At 67.5% G+C, this 23,871-nt stretch carries 22 protein-coding genes; 11 read left to right on the forward strand and 11 right to left on the reverse strand.

All coding sequences use genetic code 11. From position 1 onward, the window contains the following. Positions 1 to 2: 2 nt before the first annotated feature. From ROA7023_RS06350 to choX, 5 genes are all read right to left on the reverse strand, one after another. Positions 3 to 593: a DedA family protein gene (locus ROA7023_RS06350; RefSeq protein ID WP_085878184.1), complete on the reverse strand. Its 591-nt coding sequence runs from the start codon at positions 591 to 593 to the stop codon at positions 3 to 5. After that, positions 590 to 937, reverse strand: coding sequence for a hypothetical protein (locus tag ROA7023_RS06355; protein WP_085878185.1), 348 nt, complete (start codon positions 935 to 937; stop codon positions 590 to 592). Before ROA7023_RS06355 ends, ROA7023_RS06350 begins: the two co-directional genes overlap by 4 nt. Before the next feature lie 228 nt (positions 938 to 1,165). Then, positions 1,166 to 2,200 (reverse strand): choline ABC transporter ATP-binding protein, encoded by a 1,035-nt coding sequence (gene choV / locus ROA7023_RS06360; RefSeq protein ID WP_085878186.1) that lies wholly within the window; start codon positions 2,198 to 2,200, stop codon positions 1,166 to 1,168. Further along, a complete protein-coding gene (choW, locus tag ROA7023_RS06365) occupies positions 2,197 to 3,030 on the reverse strand; it encodes a choline ABC transporter permease subunit (RefSeq protein ID WP_085878187.1) in 834 nt (277 codons plus the stop codon). Before choW ends, choV begins: the two co-directional genes overlap by 4 nt. Positions 3,031 to 3,078: 48 nt before the next feature. Next, positions 3,079 to 3,999: a choline ABC transporter substrate-binding protein gene (gene choX / locus ROA7023_RS06370; RefSeq protein ID WP_085878188.1), complete on the reverse strand. Its 921-nt coding sequence runs from the start codon at positions 3,997 to 3,999 to the stop codon at positions 3,079 to 3,081. Positions 4,000 to 4,112: 113 nt separating this feature from the next. On the opposite strand from choX, the gene betI reads away from it, so the two are divergent. The 6 genes from betI (at position 4,113) to ROA7023_RS06400 (ending at position 11,856) form a co-directional block, all read left to right on the forward strand. Beyond that, positions 4,113 to 4,682, forward strand: coding sequence for a choline-binding transcriptional repressor BetI (gene betI / locus ROA7023_RS06375; protein WP_085878189.1), 570 nt, complete (start codon positions 4,113 to 4,115; stop codon positions 4,680 to 4,682). Beyond that, the gene (gene betC, locus ROA7023_RS06380; protein WP_085878190.1) at positions 4,679 to 6,187 is read left to right on the forward strand and encodes a choline-sulfatase; all 1,509 of its coding nucleotides are present in this window, start codon (positions 4,679 to 4,681) and stop codon (positions 6,185 to 6,187) included. Before betI ends, betC begins: the two co-directional genes overlap by 4 nt. A gap of 2 nt (positions 6,188 to 6,189) precedes the next feature. After that, complete coding sequence (locus ROA7023_RS06385) at positions 6,190 to 6,504, forward strand: DUF6980 family protein (RefSeq protein ID WP_085878191.1); 315 nt, start codon at positions 6,190 to 6,192, stop codon at positions 6,502 to 6,504. 28 nt (positions 6,505 to 6,532) lie between these two features. Then, the gene (betB, locus tag ROA7023_RS06390; protein WP_085878192.1) at positions 6,533 to 7,990 is read left to right on the forward strand and encodes a betaine-aldehyde dehydrogenase; all 1,458 of its coding nucleotides are present in this window, start codon (positions 6,533 to 6,535) and stop codon (positions 7,988 to 7,990) included. Continuing rightward, entirely contained in the window at positions 7,990 to 9,648 is a 1,659-nt protein-coding gene (gene betA / locus ROA7023_RS06395; protein ID WP_085878193.1) for a choline dehydrogenase, read from the forward strand. The genes betB and betA overlap by 1 nt, the downstream gene beginning before the upstream one ends. 183 nt (positions 9,649 to 9,831) lie before the next feature. After that, complete coding sequence (locus tag ROA7023_RS06400) at positions 9,832 to 11,856, forward strand: putative bifunctional diguanylate cyclase/phosphodiesterase (protein WP_159458451.1); 2,025 nt, start codon at positions 9,832 to 9,834, stop codon at positions 11,854 to 11,856. Here the strand turns inward: ROA7023_RS06400 and ROA7023_RS06405 are convergent. Then, the gene (locus ROA7023_RS06405; protein ID WP_085878195.1) at positions 11,853 to 12,902 is read right to left on the reverse strand and encodes a LacI family DNA-binding transcriptional regulator; all 1,050 of its coding nucleotides are present in this window, start codon (positions 12,900 to 12,902) and stop codon (positions 11,853 to 11,855) included. The two genes, ROA7023_RS06400 and ROA7023_RS06405, sit on opposite strands and share 4 nt — an antisense overlap. Positions 12,903 to 13,092: 190 nt before the next feature. Between ROA7023_RS06405 and ROA7023_RS06410 the strand changes: the two genes are divergently transcribed. Both ROA7023_RS06410 and ROA7023_RS06415 read left to right on the forward strand, forming a co-directional pair. Beyond that, positions 13,093 to 14,709, forward strand: a complete 1,617-nt coding sequence (locus ROA7023_RS06410) for an alpha-glucosidase (RefSeq protein ID WP_085878196.1) — start codon at positions 13,093 to 13,095, stop codon at positions 14,707 to 14,709. Between the two features lie 188 nt (positions 14,710 to 14,897). Next, positions 14,898 to 15,740 carry an NAD-dependent epimerase/dehydratase family protein gene (locus ROA7023_RS06415; protein ID WP_085878197.1) on the forward strand — a complete coding sequence of 281 codons (843 nt, stop codon included), beginning with the start codon at positions 14,898 to 14,900 and terminating at the stop codon, positions 15,738 to 15,740. A 60-nt stretch (positions 15,741 to 15,800) separates the two neighbouring features. Here ROA7023_RS06415 and ROA7023_RS06420 read toward each other — a convergent pair whose 3' ends face one another. Beyond that, positions 15,801 to 16,775 carry a sensor histidine kinase gene (locus ROA7023_RS06420; protein WP_085878198.1) on the reverse strand — a complete coding sequence of 325 codons (975 nt, stop codon included), beginning with the start codon at positions 16,773 to 16,775 and terminating at the stop codon, positions 15,801 to 15,803. Beyond that, a complete protein-coding gene (locus tag ROA7023_RS06425) occupies positions 16,760 to 17,449 on the reverse strand; it encodes a response regulator transcription factor (RefSeq protein ID WP_085878199.1) in 690 nt (229 codons plus the stop codon). Before ROA7023_RS06425 ends, ROA7023_RS06420 begins: the two co-directional genes overlap by 16 nt. A gap of 368 nt (positions 17,450 to 17,817) precedes the next feature. Between ROA7023_RS06425 and ROA7023_RS06430 the strand changes: the two genes are divergently transcribed. From ROA7023_RS06430 to ROA7023_RS06440, 3 genes are all read left to right on the forward strand, one after another. After that, positions 17,818 to 18,663 carry a helix-turn-helix transcriptional regulator gene (locus tag ROA7023_RS06430; protein WP_085878200.1) on the forward strand — a complete coding sequence of 282 codons (846 nt, stop codon included), beginning with the start codon at positions 17,818 to 17,820 and terminating at the stop codon, positions 18,661 to 18,663. A 106-nt stretch (positions 18,664 to 18,769) separates the two neighbouring features. Further along, complete coding sequence (deoC, locus tag ROA7023_RS06435; protein ID WP_085878201.1) at positions 18,770 to 19,771, forward strand: deoxyribose-phosphate aldolase; 1,002 nt, start codon at positions 18,770 to 18,772, stop codon at positions 19,769 to 19,771. Between the two features lie 49 nt (positions 19,772 to 19,820). Next, positions 19,821 to 22,160 (forward strand): aldehyde dehydrogenase family protein, encoded by a 2,340-nt coding sequence (locus tag ROA7023_RS06440; protein ID WP_085878202.1) that lies wholly within the window; start codon positions 19,821 to 19,823, stop codon positions 22,158 to 22,160. Between the two features lie 54 nt (positions 22,161 to 22,214). Here ROA7023_RS06440 and ROA7023_RS06445 read toward each other — a convergent pair whose 3' ends face one another. The 3 genes from ROA7023_RS06445 to ROA7023_RS06455 all read right to left on the reverse strand — a co-directional run bounded on the left by ROA7023_RS06445 (position 22,215) and on the right by ROA7023_RS06455 (position 23,862). Then, entirely contained in the window at positions 22,215 to 22,661 is a 447-nt protein-coding gene (locus tag ROA7023_RS06445; RefSeq protein ID WP_085878203.1) for a DUF4399 domain-containing protein, read from the reverse strand. Between the two features lie 245 nt (positions 22,662 to 22,906). Then, positions 22,907 to 23,590: a DUF1523 family protein gene (locus tag ROA7023_RS06450; protein ID WP_085878204.1), complete on the reverse strand. Its 684-nt coding sequence runs from the start codon at positions 23,588 to 23,590 to the stop codon at positions 22,907 to 22,909. An 8-nt stretch (positions 23,591 to 23,598) separates the two neighbouring features. Then, positions 23,599 to 23,862 (reverse strand): hypothetical protein, encoded by a 264-nt coding sequence (locus ROA7023_RS06455; protein WP_085878205.1) that lies wholly within the window; start codon positions 23,860 to 23,862, stop codon positions 23,599 to 23,601. Between the last annotated feature and the right edge of the window lie 9 nt (positions 23,863 to 23,871).

A 23,871-nucleotide genomic window follows, 5' to 3' on the forward strand; every position in this document is an offset into this window, starting at 1 on the left:
CGTCAGCCCTGCACCGCGTTGCGCCGCTTGCTGCTGAACAGCCAATAGCCGAGGCCCAGCGCGATCGCCCCCGCGCCAATCGCGGCGATGGCGTTGAAGGCCGTTGCCGAGGCCTCTTCCAGCTGACCGGCAAAGCCGTAGCCGATCCCGAGGTAGATCCCGATCCAGACCAGCTCGCCCGCCAGTCCCCACAGCGCGAAGCTGCCCCAGGGCTGCCGCGCGGCCCCCGCGGCGAAATTGACGTATGGCCCCACTGGCGAGAACAACCAGCGCGACAGGAAGACGATGACCCCGCCCCGTTCGGCCAGCATCGTCTCGGCCCTGCGCAGCAGGCCGTGACTCTCCAGCCGCGCCGCGAGCCGCGCGCCGCCGAGCCGGCCCAGCGCATAGACGCTATGATCCCCCGCCGCGACCCCGAGCAGCGCCCCCCCGGCCACGGCGCCGATCCCGAGGTCGCCGACCGCGGTGAACCCGCCCGCCGCCAGCATCAAGATCGACGCGGGCACCGGAAGCGCGAAACAGGACAGGAAGATCGCCACCGTCAGCAGCAGCGCCCCGTAGTGCGGCACGAGGGCAAGCAGCCAATCGGTCACGGCCGCCCCTCCTTCGCATCCAGGCGGGACAGTGCGGCTTCGAGCTCTGCGATCACGGCCTCGACCGGGACGCCGCGGGCGCGGGCGATCTCGGCCATGGTCGAGGCGCGCGGATCTGGACGGGGAAAGCCGGCCTCGGCGTTCAGGGCGCGGGGCGCGTAATCGTGCATCCGCGCCACGATGCCGACCGTCATCCAGGGCTTGATCGGCTGCAGTTCGGGCGGCGACCAGAAAAGCACGCTCGCCAGCAGCCGCAGGGCAAAGAACAGGGCCACCGCGAGCGACATCAGGAACGCGCCCGTGGGCAGCGGCCGGTCGCGGAATGCATCCAGAAGGCGTTTCATGGCATCCGATCCATATTTGACAGTCTAACGGGTCTTGGACGGGTTTCCCGTCGCAGAACGCGCAAGAACCATGCAGCTGCGGTCGATGCCCAGCGAAATGTCCACCAAAAAAGCCCGGTGCCTCCGATTGCGCCGTTCGGAAGGCGCTCCCGCCGCACCGCTTTGGCAGTCCGGCTTCGTCGTCGGCTCACGGTGCGTCCGAGCTCTGACGACACGCGGGCGGCGGGGTCAGTCGTCGCCGTGCCCCTGCGGGTTCAGCAGGCTGCGCAGCAGGGCGCCCCGGGTGACCTGGCCCACGACCTTGCCGTCGTCGATCACCGAAACGGGTACGGAGGTGTCGGCGAGCACGGCCATGACCTCGCCCATGGTCGCGTCGACCGGCATCCGCCCCTCGGCCTGCGGGCCGGCCGGCTCCATCACGTCCCCGGCGGTCAGAACGCCCAGGGGGTTCATATGGGCCACGAATTCCGCGACATAGGCGTTGGCGGGGTTCGAGAAGATCTCTTGCGGGGTGCCGCATTGCACGATGCGGCCGCCCTCCATGATCGCGATCCGGTTGCCGATCTTGAAGGCCTCGTCGAGGTCGTGGCTGACGAAGATGATGGTCCGACGGAGGCGCTGCTGAAGCTCCAGCAACTCGTCCTGCAGCTTGGTCCGGATCAACGGGTCGAGCGCGGAGAACGGCTCGTCCATCAGCAGGATCGGCGCTTCGGTGGCAAAGGCGCGGGCCAGCCCGACGCGCTGCTGCATGCCGCCCGATAGGTCACCGACCTTGCGGTCGGCCCATTCCGACAGGCCCACCAGCTCCAGCTGCTTGTCGACCTGGGCGTTCCGCTCGGCCTTGCGCATGCCGGCCAGTTCCAGCCCCAGCGCCACGTTCTCGCGCACGCTGCGCCATGGGAGCAGGCCGAACTGCTGAAAGACCATCGAGACGCATTCCCGCCGCAGCCGCTGCAACTCGGCCGCGGAGCATTGCGGCATCGTCGCCGACCACTCCCCGTCGTGGACGGTGACACTGCCCCGTGCGATCGGGTTCAGCCCGTTGACCGCCCGCAGCAGGGTCGACTTGCCGGAGCCGGACAGGCCCATCAGCACCAGGATCTCGCCCTCGGCCACCGAGAGGGTGCAATCGTGCACGCCGAGGACCTGCCGCGTTTCGGCCTGGATTTCCGAGCGGGTCTTGCCCGCGTCCATCAGCGGCAGCGCCTTCTCCGGCTTCTCACCGAAGACGATGGAGACATTGTCGATGTCGACGGCGCTCATTTCGACCTCACCCGCAGCATCCGGTCCAGCATGATCGCCACGGCGACGATCACGAAGCCGCTCTCGAATCCGAGGCCGGGGTCGTTGCGACCCAGCGCCTGCACCACGGGCTTGCCCAGGCCGTCGGCCCCGACATAGGCCGCGATCACCACCATCGACAGCGACAGCATGATGACCTGGTTCAGCCCGGCCATGATCTGCGGCACGGCATAGGGGATCTCGACCTTCCAGAGGATCTGCGACTTGGTGGCCCCGAAAGCCTCGGCCGCCTCGAGCAGCGGCGTCGGCGTCTTGGACACGCCGAGATAGGTCAGCCGGATCGGCGCGGGCACCACGAAGATCACGGTGGCGAAGAGCCCGGGCACCATGCCGAGGCCGAAGAAGACGATCGCCGGGATCAGGTAGACGAAGGTCGGCAGGGTCTGCATCAGGTCGAGCACCGGGCTGATCGCCTGGTAGGCCCGTGGCCGGTGCGCGAGAAAGATGCCGATGGGCACGCCGACGCCCATGCAGACAAGGCAGGAGGACAGCACGAGCGCGAGGCTGTCGGTCGTCTCTTCCCAGTAATCCTGGTTTAGGATGAACAGCAGGCAGACCGCGACCAGAAGGCAGACCTTCCACGACCGCTGCAACCCCCATGTGACAACGACGAACAGGACGACGATCAGCAGCGGCGGCGGCGTCTGAAGGCACCAGACGATCCCATCGATCAGCCACTCCAGCGCATCGCTGAGCGTGTCGAAGAAGGGGCGCGCGTTGGTCTTGAGCCAGTCGACGGCCGCCTCGGATCCGTCGCCCATGGGAATCTTGTAGTCAGTCAGCCAATCCATGCCTGCCCCTCTTGTGGAAAGGGGGCCGAGACGGCCCCCTTTCTTGCATTACTCGGAGAGTGCGGCGTCGACGGCGGCCACGGCATCGCCGCCGTCCATCGTCGTCACACCGTCGAGCCAGGCCATCCAGGTATCGGGATTGGCCGCAAGCCAGTTCTTCGCGGCATCCTCGGGGTCGACCCCGTCATTGAGGATCGCGCTCATGATCTCGTTTTCCATGGCGAGCGTGAACGACAGGTTCTCCAGCAGCGTGCCGACATTGGGGCATTCGGCGACATAGCCCGCGCGGGTGTTGGTCGCGACGATGGCGCCGCCGAGGTCCGGCCCGAAGTAATCGTCACCCCCCGGCAGGTAGGTCATGTCGTAATTGGCATTCATCGGATGGGGCTCCCAGCCGAGAAAGACCACGGGCTCGTCCCGGTCAGTGGCGCGCTCGACCTGGGCCAACATGCCCTGTTCGGAGGATTCGACCACGTCGAACTCGGACAGGCCGAAGGCGTCGGCGTCGATCATGTCGAGGATCAGGCGGTTGCCGTCGTTGCCGGCCTCGATGCCGTAGATCTTGGCGTCGAGCGCCTCGGCGGCCTGGGCGATGCTGGCGAAATCGGTGATCCCCGCGGCGACGCCGACCGCGTTGGTCGCCAGCGTGTATTTCGCGCCTTCGAGGTTGGTGCGCACGGTGTCGACCGTGCCGGCCTCGCGGTAGGTCGCGATGTCGCCCTCCATCGTCGGCATCCAGTTGCCGAGGAACACGTCGATATCGCCTTCGGCCAGCGAGGCATAGGTCACCGGCACCGACAGGATGTCGGTCGTGGTCTCGTAGCCCAACGCCTCGAGCACGGTCGAGGTCGCCGCCGTCGTGGCGGTGATGTCGGTCCAGCCGACATCGGAGAACCGGACGGTTCCGCAATCGGCGAAGGCGGTCCCGGCGCAGAGCGCGAGGGCGGAGGCTGTCGAAATGAGTTTCATGGTGGTCTCCCGGTATGACGCCCCGTGAACGGGGCAGATTATTGATTGACGAGTCAATAAACGACGGTCTAGCTCTGGATTGCAACCCGAAAGCCGTGAATCGGACCCGTGTGATGTCAGCAGAGCCTAAACGCCGCGCACAACTTGTCGAGGCCACCATAGCCGAGATCGGCGATGTGGGCTCTCTGAACGTGACGGTCAGCCGGATTGCAAAGCGTGCGGGCATGTCCTCGGCGTTGGCGTTTCACTACTTCGGCGACAAGGAGCAGATATTCCTCGCCGCCATGCGCTATATCCTGACGGTCTACGGCGCAGAGGTGCGCGGGGCGCTCGTCACGGCCGACGGGCCCCGCCAGAGGGTCGAGGCGCTGATCCGCGCCTCGTTCTCGTCGGCCAATTTCCGGCGAGAGGCGATCGCCGCCTGGCTGAATTTCTACGTGCTGGCCCAGACCTCCGAAGGGGCGCGGCGACTGTTGCGCATATATCGCAGGCGGCTGCATTCGAACCTTGTCCATGGCCTGCGCCCGCTTGCCGGCGATGTCGCGCCCGGCGTCGCCCAGCGCATCGCCGGGCTGATCGACGGGCTTTACCTGCGCCACGCGCTCGACCCCGAGGGCGACGGCCAGACCGCCGCGGCGCTGGTCTTTCATGCGCTCGACGCGGAATTGAGGACACTACGATGACCGGACCCAACATCCTGATCCTGATGGTCGACCAGCTGAACGGGACGCTGTTTCCGGACGGCCCGGCGGACTGGCTGCACGCGCCGAACCTTCGACGACTCGCCGCGCGCTCGACCCGGTTTGCCAACGCCTATACCGGCTCGCCGCTCTGTGCGCCGGCGCGGGCATCGTTCATGTCCGGCCAACTGCCCAGCCGGACCGGCGTCTACGACAACGCGGCAGAGTTCGCGTCCTCGATTCCGACCTATGCCCACCACCTGCGCCGGGCAGGCTATCACACGGCGCTTTCGGGCAAGATGCACTTTGTCGGCCCCGATCAGCTGCACGGCTTCGAACAGCGCCTGACCACGGACATCTACCCGGCCGATTTCGGCTGGACGCCGGATTACCGAAAGCCGGGCGAGCGGATCGACTGGTGGTATCACAACCTGGGCTCGGTGACCGGTGCCGGGGTGGCCGAGATCACCAACCAGATGGAATACGACGACGACGTCGCGCATCACGCCTGCCAGAAGCTCTATGACCTGTCGCGCGGGGCCGATCCGCGGCCCTGGTGCCTGACTACCAGCTTCACCCACCCGCACGACCCCTACGTGGCGCGGCGCAGGTACTGGGACCTCTACGAGGAGTGCGACCACCTGCTGCCCGAGGTCGCGGCGATCCCCTATGCCGACCACGACCCCCATTCGAAACGCCTGTTCGATGCCAACGACTGGCGCAACTTCTCGATCTCCGAGGAGGACATCCGCCGCTCCCGCCGCGCCTATTTCGCCAACATCTCCTATCTCGACGACAAGATCGGAGAGATCCTCGACGTGCTGGAAGCGACCCGGCAGGAGGCGATCGTCGTCTTCGTCTCGGACCACGGCGACATGCTGGGCGAGCGGGGGCTGTGGTTCAAGATGTCGTTCCGCGAAGGCTCTGCCCGGGTGCCGCTGATGATCTCGGCGCCGCAGATGGCGCCGGGGCTGGTCGAGGGGCCGGTCTCCAGCCTCGACGTGACGCCGACGCTCTGCGACCTCGCCGGGATCTCGATGGAGGAGGTGGCGCCCTGGACCGACGGCATCTCCGTCACCGGCCTCGCCGGGGCGCAGCCGCGCGAGGCGCCCGTCCGGATGGAATATGCCGCCGAAGGCTCCGAGGCGCCGATGGTGGCGCTGGTGCGGGGCCAGTGGAAATACACCCGCTGTGCGCTCGACCCCGAGCAGCTCTTCGATCTGGGCCGCGACCCGCAGGAGTGCGCGAACCTTGCCGAGGACTCCGCCCAGGCGGAGCGGCTGGCCGCCTTCCGCGCGGAGGCCGACGCGCTCTGGGATCTCGACCGTTTCGACGGGCAGGTGCGCGAAAGCCAGGCCCGCCGCTGGGTGGTCTACGAGGCGCTGCGCAACGGCGCCTATTTCCCCTGGGATTTCCAGCCGTTGCGCGATGCCTCCGAACGCTACATGCGCAACCACATGGACCTCAACATACTTGAAGAGTCCAAGCGTTTCCCGCGTGGAGAGTGACCATGCGCAAAGAACATTGCTGCGACACCATGCGCGCCCGGATCGCCCCCGTCTGCGACCAGCATCCCGACCCCTGGGACTGCAACAAGGCGCTGATGGTCTATTGGCCGCGCGAGGACGCCTACGGGATCATGAACCGGATCGAGGGCGAGCGCATGACCTCGCGCATCCGCTTCTGCCGGTGGTGCGGCGACCCCAAGCGCGACCTGAGCGACGCGCGTCTCGACGCGCTTGAAGAGCTGGGCATCGACTGGGCGACAGACCCCGTGCCCGAAGACTTCCAGACCGACACATGGTGGCGCCGCCGCGGGCTCTGACCCGCCGCGCCCCGAAAGGACCAGACCGATGATCAACGCCCAACCGCATGCAAGCCATTTCGTCAACGGTGTCCCGCTGGAGGACGCCAACGGCGCCGCCCTTCCGGTGATCTACCCCGCGACCGGCGACACCATCGCCGAGCTGCACGCGGCCACCCCCGCGGTGATCGAGGCCGCGCTTTTCGCGGCCGAGGCCGCGCAGGCCGAGTGGGCCGCGATGTCGGGCACCGAACGGGGCCGCATCCTGCGCCGCGCCGCCGACCTGCTGCGCCGGCGCAACCAGGCCCTGTCCGAGATCGAGACGCTCGACACCGGCAAGCCAATCCAGGAAACGCTGGTGGCCGATGCAACCTCGGCCGCCGACGCGCTGGAATATTTCGGCGGGCTCGCGGGCAGCCTGACCGGCGAACACATCCAGCTGCCGGGCGGCGATTTCGCCTATACCCGGCGCGAGGCGCTGGGTGTCTGCGTCGGCATCGGCGCGTGGAACTACCCGATCCAGATCGCCGCGTGGAAATCCGCGCCCGCGCTGGCCTGCGGCAACACGATGGTGTTCAAACCGTCCGAGACCACGCCGCTCTCCGCGCTGAAACTGGCCGAGATCTTCTTCGAGGCGGGCCTGCCGCCCGGCGTCTTCAACGTGGTCCAGGGCTACGGCGACGTCGGCGCGGCGCTGGTGACCGACCCGCGCGTGGCCAAGGTCTCGCTGACCGGGTCCGTGCCCACGGGCAAGAAGGTCTATGCCGCCGCCGCGGCCCAGATGAAGCACGCCACGATGGAGCTTGGCGGAAAATCCCCGCTGGTCATCTTCGACGATGCCGACCTCGAAAGCGCGGTCTCGGCCGCGATCAACGCCAATTTCTACTCCACCGGGCAGGTCTGCTCGAACGGCACGCGGGTTTTCGTCCAGGCCGGCATCCACGACGCCTTCGTCAAGCGCCTGTCCGACCGCATGCAGAATGCGCGGCTTGGCGACCCGATGGACCCCGAGACGACCATCGGCCCCATGGTCTCGGCCCGCCAGCGCGAGATCGTCGAGGGCTTCATCGCCAAGGGCAAGGACGAGGGAGCGACCCTTGTGGCCGGCGGCACGATCCCCGACCTGCCCGGCTTTTTCATCACGCCCGCGCTCTTCACCGGCGTCACCGACGACATGACCATCGCCCGCGACGAGATCTTTGGCCCCGTCATGTCCGTCCTGCGGTTCGAGACCGAGGACGAGGCCCTGCGCCGTGCCAATGACACCGAGTTCGGCCTCGCCGCCGGGGTGTTCACCCGTGATCTCGCCCGGGCGCACCGCATGGTCGCCGGGTTCGAGGCCGGCACCTGCTGGATCAACACCTACAACCTCACTCCGGTGGAGATGCCCTTCGGCGGCGCCAAGATGTCCGGCATCGGGCGCGAAAACTCCCGCGCGGCGATCGAGCATTACAGCCAGCTGAAATCCGTCTATGTCGCGATGAACCCGACCGAGGCCCCGTTCTGATGGAGGCCGATTACATCATCGTGGGCGCCGGCTCGGCGGGCTGCGCCATGGCCTGGCGCCTGTCGGAGGCGGGCAAATCCGTGATCGTCGTCGAACACGGCGGGTCGGACGCGGGGCCGTTCATCCAGATGCCCGGTGCGCTCAGCTATCCGATGAACATGCGCCGCTACGACTGGGGCTATCAGACCGAGCCGGAACCGCACTTGGACGGGCGACGCCTGCCGGTTCCTCGGGGCAAGGTGATCGGCGGGTCCTCCTCGATCAACGGGATGATCTATGTGCGCGGCCACGCCCGCGACTTCGACCATTGGGCCGAGGAAGGTGCGACCGGCTGGAGCTATGCCGACGTGCTGCCCTATTTCAAACGGCTGGAGAACTGGCATGACGGCGGGCATGGCGGCGATCCGTCCTGGCGTGGCACCGACGGCCCGCTGCATGTGTCGCGCGGCAGCCGGGTCAACCCGCTGACCCGCGCCTTCGTCGAGGCTGGGCGGCAGGCCGGCTACGGCGTGACCGGCGATTACAACGGCTACCGGCAGGAGGGCTTCGGCCCGTTCGACGCGACCATCTGGAAGGGCGGCCGCTGGTCGGCGGCCAATGCCTACCTCAAGCCCGCGCTGAAGCGGCCGAACTGCACCCTGATCCGCGCCATGGCGAACCGCGTGGTGATCGAGAACGGCCGCGCCACCGGCCTCGAGGTGACCCGCAAGGGTCGCAAAGAGGTCCTGCACGCACGGGCCGAGGTGATCCTCGCCGCCTCCTCGCTGAACTCGCCGAAGCTGCTGATGCTGTCGGGGATCGGGCCCGCCGCGCACATGGCCGAGCATGGCATCGACGTGATCGCCGACCGTCCCGGTGTGGGTGCCAACCTGCAGGACCACCTTGAGCTTTATATCCAGCAGGCCGCCACCCGGCCGGTCAGCCTGTTCCGCTACTGGAACCTTCTGGGCAAGGGCTATGTGGGGGTGCGCTGGCTGCTCAACCGCACCGGGCCCGGGGCCTCGAACCAGTTCGAAAGCTGCGGCTTCATCCGCAGCCGGGCCGGCATCGACTATCCCGACATCCAGTTCCACTTCCTGCCCATCGCCGTCCGCTATGACGGCAAGGCCGCCGCCGAGGGTCATGGCTGGCAGGCCCATGTCGGGCCGATGCGCTCCAAATCGCGCGGCCATGTCCGCCTGCGCAGCGCGGACCCCGCGGCGGCGCCGTCGATCTTCTTCAACTACATGTCGCATCCCGACGACTGGGAGGAGTTCCGCACCGCGATCCGCCTGACCCGTGAGATCTTCGCACAGGAGGCCTTTGCCCCCTACCGCGGCGACGAGATCCAGCCCGGCGCGGAGGCCCGGTCGGACGACGCGCTCGACGCCTTTATCCGTTCGCATTCGGAAAGTGCCTATCACCCCTGCGGCACCTGCCGGATGGGCCGGGCGGACGATCCGCGGTCGGTCGTGGACCCCGAGTGCCGGGTCATCGGCGTCAAGGGGTTGCGGGTCGCCGACAGCTCGATCTTTCCGCGGATCACCAACGGCAACCTGAATGCGCCCTCGATCATGACCGGCGAGAAGGCGGCGGATCACATCCTCGGGCGGACGCCGCTGCCCCCCTCGAACGCAGAGCCCTGGATCCACCCCGACTGGCAGCACGCCCAGCGTTGACCTGAACGGAAATTCAACCAGTCTTAACCTGTCTTTCCTAGAGTGTCGCCGGACAGCGGGGTCGGGAAGGGATACACATTGGCCGAGGACCATTCAGCAAGCGGTCCGCAAGAAACTGTGTCGAGGGTCGCGCACGACCTGAGCCTCCTGGCGGGTCGCGCACTCATCGAAAGCTCGGTCGAGATGATGCTCGTGGATCCCGAAAACTGGACCATCCAGGTCATCAGCGCCGGGTTGCGCACCCGCCTGCGAACGGCGCGGCCCGACCTTGGACCGGATGCGTCGCTGCGCCTGCTCGATGTCGCCCCAGACCTCGCGGCGCCCCATGTGCTCGGCAGCCTCGGGGCGCTGACCCGCACCCCGGGCAAGACGCTGCATGTGCAGTCCCGGCTGGGCTCCGACGATGAGGCGATCCCGCCGATCACCCTGCGCGCCGAGGCGACCGGGGACGATCCGCCGCGCCTGCTGATCGTGGCCAACGACGCGACGCCGTTGCTGAGTGCCATGGCCGACGCGCAGATCGCCCGCGACCAGTTGCGTTGCGCGGTGGAGGCCCTGCCCGACGGCTTTGTGCTTTTCGACGCCGACGACCGCCTGGTGTTGTGCAACACCCGCTACCGCGAGATCTATCCCGAAAGCGCCGAAGCCCTGCTGGTCGGCGCACGCTTCGAGGAGACCCTCCGCCACGGCCTGGAACGGGGCCAGTGCGACACCACCCCCGGCCGACAGGAAGCGTGGCTGGCCAAACGCCTGGCCGCGCACCGCAGCGCCCACAGCCAGTTCGAGCAGAAGCTGGCGGACGGCCGCTGGATTCGCATCATCGAGGAGCAGACGCGCGATGGCGGCCGCGTGGGCCTGCGCATCGACGTCACCGCCCAGAAAGAGCGCGAGAGGGCGCTGTTCATCGCCGCCCAGACCGACCCGCTGACCGGGCTGCTCAACCGTCGCGGCCTGGGAGAGGCGATGGCCGCGATCCAGTCCACGGCCACCTCCGCCGACCGGCTCTCGGTGATGCATATCGACCTCGACAAGTTCAAGAGCGTCAATGACATGCTGGGGCACGACGCCGGCGATTTCGTCCTGACCCACTGCGCCGAGATCCTCCGCCAGGAAACGCGCGAGACCGACATCGTGGCCCGCGTCGGCGGCGATGAATTCGTCGTCCTCTACCACGATGCCGGAGTGGAGCGCGACTTGTCGGAGATGGCCGAACGGCTGGTCAAATGCCTGTCCGAGCCGATCCTCTTCAACGGCAAGACCTGTCACGTGGGCGCCAGCATCGGTATCGCCGTCTGGCACCCGACCGGCGACCAGACGGGGCACGGGCCCTTGCTCGATGCGGATATCGCGCTGAAATGCGCCAAGGACGGAGGCCGCGGGCGCCACGCCTTCTTCCGCTCCGAGATGCGCGACGTGGCTCGACAGGCGGCCCAGATCTCGCATGAGATCGTGGACGGGCTGGAACGGTCGGAATTCCGGATCTGGCTGCAACCGCAGTTCGACATCACCGGGCGCAACGTCTCGGGGTTCGAGGCGCTGATGCGCTGGCACCACCCCGAGCGCGGCATGATCGGCCCGTCGGAGTTCCTGCAGGCCGCCGAGCAGGCAAGCCTGATCGACGCGCTCGACCGCGAGGTGCTGCGTCTCGGCTGCACCGCCGCGCGCCGGCTGATCGACATCGGCGCGGATGCGCCCCGGGTCAGCATCAACCTGTCGACCTCGCGCCTGTCCGACCCGCGGCTGATCGACACGATCAACTGGTCGCTGCAGGCCAACCGCCTCGGGCCCGAGAACATCGTGCTCGAGATCCTCGAAAGCACCCTGCTGGACGACCGGGCCGTCAACGTGGTGGAAAACGTCCACCGCCTGTCCCGCGCCGGCTTCACGATCGAGCTTGACGATTTCGGCACCGGCCACGCCGCCATCGCCAACCTGCGCCGGTTTCCCGTGGACCGCGTCAAGATCGACAAGAGCCTCGTCCAGGGCATCGAGCGGGACGGGGAATTGCGGATCATCACGACCTCGATCATGGCCCTGTGCAAGGGCCTCGGGATCGACGTGCTGTGCGAAGGCGTGCAGAACGAGGCAGAGCGCCGGTTCCTGCAAGGGGCCGGCTGCAAGAGCGTGCAGGGCTTCGTCTTTGCCCGGCCGATGCCGCTTGACGACCTGGAGGTCTGGCTGGCCGACCGGCCCGGCTGGGGGGACTAGCGCCGCGCGTCGCCTTCGCGTGGCGGGGCGGGGCCGGTGGACTCGCGCAGGAAGAAATCGGCCTCCTCGATATGGCGCAAGCCCGCGGGCGCGGCCCCTGCGATGCGCTGGATCAGCAGATCGGCCAGCGGGTCGCAAGCGGCGCGCATGGACTTGGCCGTCGTCGTCAGCGGCGGGTCGAAGCGGTCGGCCTCCAGCCCTGGCCAGATGTCGTCATGGGCCACGACCGACAGCGCCTGGGGGATCGCGATCGCGAGGTCATGCGCGGCGCGGTAGACGCCCTTGGCCAGCATCGTGCCCGAGCACAGGATCGCCGTCGGCCGAAGGCCTTCCGGCCGCGACAGCATCGCCAGAGCCGAGGCATAGCCGTGGCTTTCCGTCAGGCGCCCGTGACTGATCAGGCTGTCCTCGACAGGGGCCCCGGCAGCCGCCATGGCGACACGGAACTCGCGCAGGCGATCCTGCGCATAGGTCAGCTCCGCCTCGCCGTTCACGAAGCCGATCCGCCGGTGCCCCAGCGACGTCAGCAGTGCGACGGAATCCCGCGCCAGCTTGCGATTGTCGATGTCGTAGAACGGATAATCCGCCTGGAACGCATGCCGCCCGTGCACGACGAAAGGCAGGTCGTGCGCCTGCAAATAGGCGATCCGCGGGTCATCGGGCTCCGGCGCGGCCAGAATGAACCCGTCGACCAGGCTGCGCGACAACATCCGTTCATAGGCGGCGACCGGGTCCGTCTCCTGGTCGACGGCCAAAACCAGGTCCACATCGCGCAGACTGAGGGCCGCGGACAGGCCCGTAAGCATGTCGAAGAGCGTCGGGTCCTCGCGCATGTCTGGCCGCATCCGCAGGATCATGCCGACCATGCCGGAACGCCCGGTGACCAGCCGCTGCGCCACACGGTTCGGGCGATAGCCCAACCGGTCGGCCGCCTCGCGCACCCGCTCGCGGGTTTCGGAATTGACCTCGGGAAAGCCGTTCAGCGCCCGGCTCACCGTCGCCGGCGACAGGCCCAGTTCCGCTCCGATGTCCTTCAGCGTGGCCATGCTCCTGCCCGTATCCCTGCCGAGTCGCCCTTGTCAAAACGTTTCAAATTTCGGAAGCCAAGACAAGACATCAGCCCAATGAAGGCTAAACCCCAAGCGCCCCACCCGGCCTCAAATCGTTTTGAAACGTGGCGGCGCCTCTGCTAGGTATTTCGCGAATCGACCCGGGCCCGACCAGCAAGGAGAGACCATGCGCGAGTGGTGGCGAGACGCCGTAATCTACCAGATCTATCCCCGCAGCTTTCAGGACGATGACGGCGACGGCGTCGGTGACCTCAGGGGGATCACTCGCCGGCTAGACCACGTGGCAGAGCTTGGCGCGGACGCGATCTGGCTCTCGCCGATCTTCACCTCGCCGCAGCTCGACATGGGCTATGACGTCTCGAACTACATCGACATAGACCCGCTGTTCGGCGACCTGGCCGATTTCGACGCCCTGATCGCCCGCGCCCACGACCTCGGGCTCAAGGTCATCGTGGACCAGGTGCTGTCGCACACCTCCGACAAGCACCCCTGGTTCGAGGAAAGCCGCAAGGATCGCACCAACGACAAGGCCGATTGGTATGTCTGGGCCGACCCGCTGCCCGACGGCTCTCCGCCGACGAACTGGCACAGCCATTTCGGCGGCCCCGCGTGGGAGTTCGACGTGGGCCGCGGCCAGTATTTCCTGCACCATTTCCTCAGCCAGCAGCCGGACCTGAACTTCCACCACCTGCCGGTGCAGGAGGCGCTTCTGGAAACCGTCAGGTTCTGGCTGGACCGGGGTCTCGACGGCTTTCGTCTCGACACGGTCAATTACTTTTTCCACGACCAGCAGTTGCGCTCCAACCCGCCGGCCCAGACCCGGCCGCAGGTCATGGCGACCGACCTCTACGGGATGCAGAAGAACCTCTACAACAAGACCCGCCCCGAGAACCTGGGCTTTCTGGAGAAGCTGCGCAGCCTGACCGACGAATACGGAGAGATCATGATGGTCGGCGAGGTCGGCGAGATGGGTGACCGCTCGATCGAGATCATGGCCGAGTACACCGCCGGCACCAAGCGCCTGCACATGTGCTATTCCTTCGCCATGCTCGGGCCGGATTTCAGCGCCGACCACTTTCGCCGCTGCATCGCCGGGTTCCAGAAGGGGGCGCCGGACGGCCATCCGAAATGGTCCTTCTCCAACCACGACGTGCCGCGCCACGCCTCCCGCTGGCTGCCACACGCGATCGACAGCGACACGCTGGCGAAACAGGCCGTCGCGATGCTCATGGCCTTCGAGGGCACCATCGGCATCTACCAGGGCGAAGAGCTCGGCCAGACCGAGACCGAGATGGAATTCGAAGAGCTGACCGATCCGCATGCGATCCGGTTCTGGCCCGACGTGAAGGGGCGCGACGGCTGCCGGACGCCGATGGTCTGGGATTCGACCCAGCCCAATTGCGGATTTTCCGAAGGGACTCCGTGGCTTCCGGTCAAGGCGCCGCAGGCCGCCCATGCGCTCGACCTTCAGGAGGCGCAGAACGACAGCGTCCTGCACGCCTATCGAGAGACGATCGCCTTTCGCAAGGCCACCCCCTGCCTGACGCTGGGCAAGACGACGTTCCTGGAGTTCCCCGAGCCGATCCTGGGCTTTCGTCGCAGCCACGAGGGAGAGGCGCTCACCTGCCTCTTCAACCTCTCGGCCACGCCCGCGACGCTCACGCTGGGCGGGCAGGCAACGATCACCGGCCCGCACAATGCCACGCTCGACGGTACGACCCTGCACCTGCCGGCCAACGGTCATTGCTACCTCGCCCACAAGGGCACCTTGGCCGTGTCGTAGGCCACAGGCCGCCGCCCGCCTCCGCGGCGGCGGCAAGACAGCGCGCCCGGCACTGATACCGGCACTTTGACGGTTGGCGACGGAGGCGATTGCGCCACGGCGACCACTTGACCTTCCCCGTCGCCCCGTTGACTTTCGGCCCGTGCACCGGTGCACCCTGCAAGTGCGCCAATCTGACAGGAGACCCCATGAAGAAGATCGTCCTCACAGGCGCCCACGGCGCCCTCGGCACCGTCCTGCGCGGCCCGCTCTCGCGCATGGCCGACACGCTTCTGTCCACCGATATCGCCGGCCCGCCCAAGACGCTGATGGACAACGAGACCTGGGTGCATGCCGACCTGTCCGACTACGCCCAGATCGCGCCGCTGCTCGAAGGGGCGGAGATGGTCGTCCATTTCGGGGCCATCGTCGACGAGAAGCCGTTCGAAGAGCTGCTGGGCCCCAATTTCGTCGGCGCCTACAATATCTGGGAAGCGGCCCACCAGCACGGCCTGCGACGTGTGGTCTACGCCAGTTCGATCCACGCGGTGGGTCTTTGGGAAACCAACGCCGGGATCGACACCGAAGCACCGCAGCGGCCCGACACGTTCTACGGGCTGGCCAAGTGCTTTGCCGAGGACTTGGGCCGAATGTACTGGGAAAAGCGCGGGCTGGAGGCCGTCTGCCTGCGGATCCTGTCCTGCACGCCAGAGCCGCAGAACGCCCGCGCGCTGGGAACATGGCTCAGCCATCGGGATCTGGTCCAGCTGGTCACCCGCGCGATCGAGACGCCGCAGACCGGCTTCACGGTCGCCTTCGGCGTGTCCGGCAACGACCGGGCCCCGGTGTCGAACGCTCGGGTGCCGTTCCTCGGCTATCGCCCGAAGGACAATGCCGAAAACTGGGCACCGAGCCTGCTTGCGATGGCCCGGCCGGACCCGATGGATCCCGCGCAGGCCTGCCTTGGCGGCCCCTTCGCCAGCGTTCCGCTGGGCGAAAGCGGCGTCGCCGGCATCCGCGCGATGTCGACGGGCGAACGCGACGGGACATGACCTGATCCCGGGGCGCCAAGGCTCCGGGGATGGCGGGTGGGGTGTCGCCGAAGGCGCACGTCACCCATCTCCCCGAAACCCGATGACAAAGCTCGCGCCCGGCGCGTTCGGTCCGATCCGGATCGTCGCCTCATGGGCCTCGAGCATCCGGCGCACGATGGGCAGCCCCATCCCGGTGCCACCCCCATCGCGCCGGGTGGTGAAAAACGGCTCGAAAATGCGTTCGCGATTGCCGGCCGAGACGCCCGGACCGTCATCCGTGATCGTCAGTGCCCCCTCCGAGACCGCGACCCGCACGGAGGTCGCGCCATGGGCCAGCGCGTTGCCCAGCAGGTGTTCCAGCACCAGCCGCAGCCCCTGCTCTCCCAGCGGGACGACACCGTCGTGCTCCACGACCAGATCGAGTCCGTCGAAGGCCCCGGCCAGACCGCCCAGAACCGGCCCCAGCCGTGTCGCGCCCTCCGCCAGCGGCTCCTGCGCCCGGGCCAGCGCCCGCTGCGCATCCAGCAGCACCGTCATGCGCTCCCCGGCCTCGACGATCCGCGCAAGCAGGCGGCCACGCTCGGCGGCGGGAAGGTCAGGGTCCTGCAGCAATTCCGCCGCCCCCCGCAGAACCGTCAGCGGGGATTTCAGCTCGTGCGTGACATGGTCGGCATAGCTGCGCAGCACGGCCTCCCGCCCCTGCAGCACCCGGCCCATGTCCAGCATCGCCCGGCCCAGGTCGCGCATCTCCGAGGTGCCGTAATGCGCCACCGGATCGAAAGCCCGGTCATCGCCGGACTTGGCCTGCCGCGCCCGCGCCGCGAGCGTGCGGATCGGCCCATAAAGCAGCCTCCACAGCAGCCAGCCAAGCACCCCGGTCGCGACCACGACCACGACGCCCATCAGCACCACGGATTCACCATAGCCGAGCACCGGGGACATCTCGCGCACCGCGACGACACCGGCCAGCGGCAGGCACAGCACCGCCGACAGCGTGCCGCCCAGAACCAGCCCCAGCCGGGGCCGCCACTTGCCGACTAGGCGCCGCGGCATGGCCCCATCCGCACGCCGACCCCGTGCACCGTCTCGATCGCGTCCTCGATCCCCGCCTCGGCCAGCTTGGCGCGCAGGTTGCGCAGGTGGCTGTCCATGGTGCGGTCGCTCACCGGGACACCCATGCCATAGACGGCGTCCACCAGCCGGGGCCGCGAGACGACGTGGTCCGGCCGGGCCATCAGCCGCGTGAGGATGTCCATCTCGCGGGCGGTCAGCTGAACCGTCCGGCCCGAAACCCGGGCCAGGTGCCGGGTCTCGTCGACCTCCAGCAGGCCACGGCGCACCAGGTCCTCGTCGCCGGCGGGCCGGCCCGACCGCTTGAGGATCGCCTTCACGCGCGCCACCAGTTCGCGCGGCGAGAACGGCTTGCAGACATAATCGTCGCCGCCCATCTCCAGCCCGACGACCCGGTCGATCTCGTCGCCGCGCGCGGTCAGGAACAGCACCGGCACCTGGCTGGAACGGCGCATCTCGCGGCAGACCTCGAGCCCGTCACGCTCCGGCAGACCGATGTCGAGCACCACCAGATCCGGGGCCAGGGTCTCCATGCTTTCGAGAGCGCGGTTTCCGTCGGCCGCCTCCTCGGTCGCGAAACCGGCCTGGCCGAGGGCGATCCGCAGCACGTCGCGGATGTTGGGATCGTCGTCGACGATCAGAACGGTCGAGGTCATCGGGCCATCTCCTTGCCCTGCCACCCGCTGACCGGCGGGGCCTTCGGAACGCTACGCCGGACCGATGCCGTGCGGTAGCCCCCTTGGATCTCCGCCACGGGATGGCCGTGCGGGGACCGCTCGATCCCGCGGCCGTCCCGCCTGTCCTGTTTCCGTACGATCATGACCGCGCCTCGTCTTGCGATACTGTGCGGTTCACTTGTCGCGGATTGTCGTGCAATATAACTGCGCATGTATGTGCAAAATATGTGCAGGAGACATACCCCGAACTTGGGAATCTCCTGTTCCACTGGCAAGATCCGGCACAACGACTTACCGCGACGCAGCAATCGCTTAGGGCTTGGATCAAGAAATGGTAGACTTGTTAAATGTTGCAGACCGATCTCAGCGCAAGTGACTTTCTTCCGGCGGGCGAGGCATTCCAACTCGTCAGGGCAACGATCGACTCGCGTCGTCCCAAGGGCCTGATCCGCCGGGACTTCCCGATCCTCTTCTGGGTCCAGAACGGTGCCGTCAGGCTCCACACCGCCGAGGGGCGGACCGAGCTCAAGGAAGGCGACGTGGTCTTCCTCAGGGCGCGGGATTCCCATGCGCTTCAGGCGCGGGCCGAGGAATCCATGGCGGTTCTGCTGGTGTTCGACCCCACGCTCATCGACCGGCTGAGCGACCGCCACGCGGCCCTTTCGGAGCGCTTCTTCTGGTCCTCCGATCCGACTCCCGTCCGGGTGCACCGCGATATCCGGCAGCTTTCGGCGCTCAACCAGGGTGCGCTGCGGCTCGAGCGCAGCCGCCGGGATGCGCTGGAGGTCGAGGCTTTCCTGCTGCCGTTGCTTGCGTCGCTGCTCGACGGATCCGGGATGCTGCCGCCCGAGGCGCCCGATTGGCTGGCGCGGGCCTGCGCCGCCGCCGAGGATCCGCGGATCTTCCGCGAGGGCGCCGCAGGTTTCGCGCGGATCGCGGGCCGTGCGCATCCCCATGTCAGCCGCACGACGCGTCGTTTCCTGGGCAAGAGCCCGTCCGAGATCATCAATGCCCAGCGCATGGCCTATGCTGCAAAGCGGCTGACCGGCACATCCGACACCCTGGCCGAGATCGCGGCCGATTGCGGCATCCCGAACCTGAGCCACTTTCACAAGCTGTTCCGGGCTCATCACGGCATCACGCCCCAACGCTACCGCAAGGCCCACCAGAAGGACCTGATCCAGCCTGGCTGAGGGCGCCCCGCCGCCCGCGATCCGGAATTTGACCAAACGGTCAGAACTTGCCAAAGAGCGGGCGGAATGCGACGCTCTTTCGGGAGCTTTTGAGGCGGACGAGACCATGAACAGCATCACGGCCAAGGCGGGCACGGGTCGATCCTCCCTTTTGCCCACCCTCCCCCTGCCGCGCAACCCGGGCATGCCGCTGGACATGGCCTGGGTCAGGTTGGTCCAGGCGAACACCTCGGCCATCGAGCGGCGCTGTGCGACCCTGGGCGGGCGCCGGACGGTCAAGAAGGACCACCAGGCGGCCTGGCTGGCACGGGCGATCAGCTGCATCGACCTGACGACCCTTGCCGGCGACGATACCGAGGGGCGCGTTCGCAGGCTCTGCGCCAAGGCCCGGCAGCCTATCGCGCCGCGCCTGTTGCAGGCCCTGGGGCTTGAAGGGCTGACGACCGGAGCGGTCTGCGTTTATCACGACATGGTACCGACCGCGGTCGAGGCGCTGGCGGGATCGGGCATTCCCGTGGCGGCCGTCTCGACCGGGTTTCCGGCGGGGCTGTCGCCGTTTCACCTGCGGATCGCAGAGATCGGCGAAAGCGTGAGCGCCGGGGCGCAGGAGATCGACATCGTCATCACCCGCCGCCACGTGCTCCGGGGGAACTGGCAGGCGCTCTATGACGAGATGGCCGAAATGCGGGCGGCCTGCGGCGCGGCCCATATCAAGGCGATCCTGGCGACCGGCGAGCTTGGCACCCTGCGCAACGTGGCGCGGGCGTCGCTTGTCTGCATGATGGCGGGGGCCGATTTCATCAAGACCTCGACCGGCAAGGAGAGCGTCAACGCCACCCTCCCGGTGACCCTGACCATGATCCGGGCGATCCGCGATTATGAGGCGCGGACGGGCATGAAAGTGGGCTACAAGCCCGCCGGCGGGATCTCGAAGGCAAAGGATGCGCTGCTGTATCTGGCGCTGATGAAGGAAGAGCTTGGCGACCGCTGGCTGCAGCCAGATCTTTTCCGCTTCGGCGCCTCGTCGCTGCTGGGCGATATCGAACGGCAGCTGGAGCATCACGTGACCGGGGCATACTCCGCGTCCTGGCGCCACGCGCTGGCATGACAGCGCAGATGAGTTTTTTGGCCAAGATGAAGAGAAAGCGGTGCGCCCGATGACGGTCAAGGAGATATTCGAGACGATGGACTATGGCCCCGCCCCCGAGAGCGCGGCGGACGCGCTGGCCTGGCTCGTGGATATGGGCGACCGGTTCGGCTGTTTCATCGACGGCACCTTCGGGTCGCCGGGCAAGACCTTTCTGTCGAAGAACCCTGCGACCGGAAACGTGCTGGCCCATCTGACCCAGGCGAGTGCGGACGATGTCGCCGCCGCGGTCGCCGCCGCCCGCAAGGCGCAGTCGAAATGGGCCGGGGACGGCCATGGCCGGGCGCGAGTGCTTTATGCGATCGCCCGGCTGTTGCAGAAGAATGCGCGGCTTTTTTCCGTGCTGGAGACGCTCGACAACGGCAAGCCCATCCGCGAGTCCCGCGACATCGACGTGCCCCTGGCTATCCGGCATTTCTATCATCACGCGGGCTATGCCCAGCTGATGGGGAGCGAGATGCCCGGGCGCGAGGCGCTGGGGGTTTGCGGTCAGATCGTGCCGTGGAACTTTCCGCTGCTGATGCTGGCCTGGAAGATCGCGCCCGCGCTGGCCATGGGCAATACCGTGGTTCTGAAGCCGGCGGAATACACCTCGCTGACGGCGCTGCTGTTCGCGGACATCTGCCGGCAGGCCGGGGTGCCGAAAGGCGTGGTCAACATCGTGACCGGCGACGGCGCGGTCGGCGAGATGCTCGTGGCCGCCGAGGTCGACAAGATCGCCTTTACCGGGTCCACCGCCGTGGGCCGCCGAATCCGGGAGGCCACGGCCGGGACGGGCAAGGCGCTGACGCTCGAGCTGGGCGGCAAGTCGCCCTATATCGTGTTCGACGATGCCGACCTGGATTCGGCCATCGAAGGCCTGGTGGACGCCATCTGGTTCAACGGCGGGCAGGTCTGCTGCGCCGGATCGCGCCTGTTGGTGCAGGAATCCATCGCCGGGCGGTTCCACGAGAAGCTGAAGGCGCGGATGGACAAGCTGCGCATCGGCGACCCGTTGGACAAATGCATCGACGTCGGCGCGATCGTCGACCCGGTGCAGCTTGACGCGATCGCGGCGCTTGTCGACGCAAATACCGAGGGCCAGACCTATCGCGCGGCGGGGTCGCTGCCGTCGCAGGGGTGCTTCTACCCGCCCACACTGATCACCGGGCTGTCGACCTCCGCCACCTTGATGCAGGAGGAGATCTTTGGCCCCGTCCTCGTCAGCACCACCTTCCGGACGCCGTCCGAAGCGGTCGAGATCGCGAACAACACCCGCTACGGGCTTGCCGCGACCCTGTGGTCCGAGAACGTGAACCTGGCGCTGGATGTGGCGCCCAGGCTGGCCGCCGGGGTGGTCTGGATCAACGGGACCAACATGTTCGACGCCGCCGCCCCCTTCGGCGGGGTCCGCGAGAGCGGGTTCGGGCGCGAGGGCGGCTGGGAGGGCCTTGCCGCCTATACCCGGCTCTCGGGCAAGGCGACCGCGATCAGGCGGGTCGCGCCGTTCAGCGGCGACGGCGCCCCGTCCGATCCGCTGGACCGGACGGCGAAGCTCTATGTCGGCGGCAAGCAGGCGCGACCGGACGGCGGCTATTCCACCCCGGTCTGGGGGCCCAAGGGGGCGCTGCTGGGCCACGTGTCGAAGGCGAACCGCAAGGACGTGCGCAACGCGGTGGAGGCGATGAACGCCGCGGCGGGCTGGTCGCGGACGACGGGGCACCTGCGGGCGCAGATCCTCTATTACCTGGCCGAGAACCTGGCCGCCCGCGACGACGACTTCGCCCGCCGGATCGACGCCATGACCGGCAAGCGCAGCGGCGGGCGGGAGGTTGCGGCCGCGGTCTCGCGGCTGTTCACCTATGCCGCCTGGGCGGACAAGTTCGCCGGAGAGGCCAAGGGCGTGCCGCTGAAGGGCATGGCCCTGGCCCTGCGCGAGCCGGTGGGCAAGATCGCCGCGCTCTGCCCCGATGAGGCGCCGTTGCTTGGCCTCGTGTCGGTGATCGGCCCGGCGATGGCGATGGGCAACCGGATCACGGCCGTCGCGTCCGAACCGTTTCCCCTGGCCGCGACAGATTTCTACCAGGTGCTGGAGACGTCGGACGTGCCCGGCGGGGTCGTCAACATCCTGACCGGCGCCCATGAGGAGCTGGCGCCGACGCTTGCCGATCACCTCGACCTTGATGCTGTCTGGAGCTTTTCCGGGGCCGATCTCTCCGGCGAGATCGAGCGCCGGGCCGCGGGGAACCTCAAGCGGACCTGGGTCAACCACGGGCGGGCCCGCGACTGGATCGGCCCGACCGGCGAGGGGCGGGCCTTTCTGGAGTCAGCGACCGAGATCAAGACGGTCTGGGTGCCCTACGGCGAATAGATCCGCCCCGACCGCGGGCAGTGGCGGCTGCGATCAGGGCGCTCTGCGGTCGTTCTATTCGACGGTGATCGTGATCACCTCAGAGGTCACCGCCGGGCTGTGGGGCACATGCCCGAGATCCCCCAGCACGAGCTGGAGCGTATGGCTGCCCGGAGCGAGGTCGAGCGAGACCTCGGTCTGACCGCCGCCGAAATGCATGTGGTGGGCGTCAGACGGCAGGCCCAGCATCATCTCGTCGGCACCGAATTCGCCCTCTCCCAACGGCGGACGGTCGATCAGCAGATGGTGATGCCCGGTGTTCTCGCGTTCGGTGCCGGCGGGGGCGACGCCCATGCCCGAGAGACCGAAGATGATCTTGACCGGCGCCGACACGGTGGCGCCATCCTCGAGAGTCGCGAAATAGACGGCCGCGCCGTCGGGCGACGGCGTATCCTGCGCAAACACGGGCGAAACGGCGAAAAGACCAAGGCACACGGCCGTGGCGAGACTGCGGATAGTCATATTGGGGCTCCTCCTGAAGCGGTCCTTGGCAATGCTGCCAACGGGCGCCCTGCCCTCCGGTCAATCCCCGCCTTGCGGCGGCGGAAACGGTGACGGAAGCGGAGCAAACGGGTGGTCGCCGGCTGCTCCGGAGCACCCGCCGCGTAGGATACTCCTATTGCGCCGCAAAGCCAGAAAGATCGTCCACGGGGCTCACCCGCCGCCAAGCGCTCAAGGCACCGAAACGGGGGGCTGGCAGGACGAGATTACCGCCGGTCCTTCGACTTCCAGCTGTCCAGCCAGCGACGAAAGCGGCCGCGGCCCTTGGCGATGTCGGCCTGCACCCGGTCAATCTGGTCCCCGGCGCGATCGCCGATCGGATCGAGCGTCCGCTCGCGGAACTGCAACCACATAGCGCGAACGAAGAAATACCCCGCGATCAGCGCGATGAATACGATGATATTGACCCAAGGGATCGGGCGGTAGTCCGGCCCCGGAATTTCGCGGATCGAGACGGCGTTGGGATAGACCGACAGAAAGCGGATGCGCCAGCCGTAATGGGTGACGACGACCCAATTGTAGGGCTCCGCGGTCGAGATCGACGCCGCGGCCTCGGCCTGGAGATCCGATGAGTCGAACTTGAAATAGGGCGGATAGATCCAGCCCGTATCCTCGTTGCGATAGACCATCGTCTGCGGTCCGCCGCGCACCAGACCGAAAAGATAGGTCCGCCGGCGCTCGGTGTTGATCAGCCGGACGTCGCGGGTGACCTGCTCGGCCGCGCCGGCATCGGCCTGCGCGTAGAACAGCCGGGTCACGCCCGAGAAATCGGTGCGGAAGATCTCGGTGGAGGTGATGCGGGCAACGTCCTGTTGCGGCATGACATAATGCAGGAAAAGCCCCACGACGAGAAAGACGATGACGCGGAGGACCCGCCGGATATTGCGCATGGGAACCTCTAGTTGATGATGTAGATGATGGTCGAAATGACCGCCGCTGGCACGACATAGACCAGCAGGATCAGTCGCTTGCGCAGGCTGCTTTCGTATTCGGCCATGCCGTTCTCGATGAATTGGCGCCGGGCGCCGGCGTCGCCCTGCGGGTCCGCGTCCCAGCGGTCCTCCAGCTTTTCGCGGCGCACGGAGCGCGAATAGAGCGACACGCAGAGATAGACGACCGTCATGATGACGAAGCCGAAGCCGACAAGCCTCACGAATTGCATGGGCTCCCC

Source organism: Roseisalinus antarcticus (assembly GCF_900172355.1).
Lineage (GTDB): Bacteria > Pseudomonadota > Alphaproteobacteria > Rhodobacterales > Rhodobacteraceae > Oceanicola > Oceanicola antarcticus_A.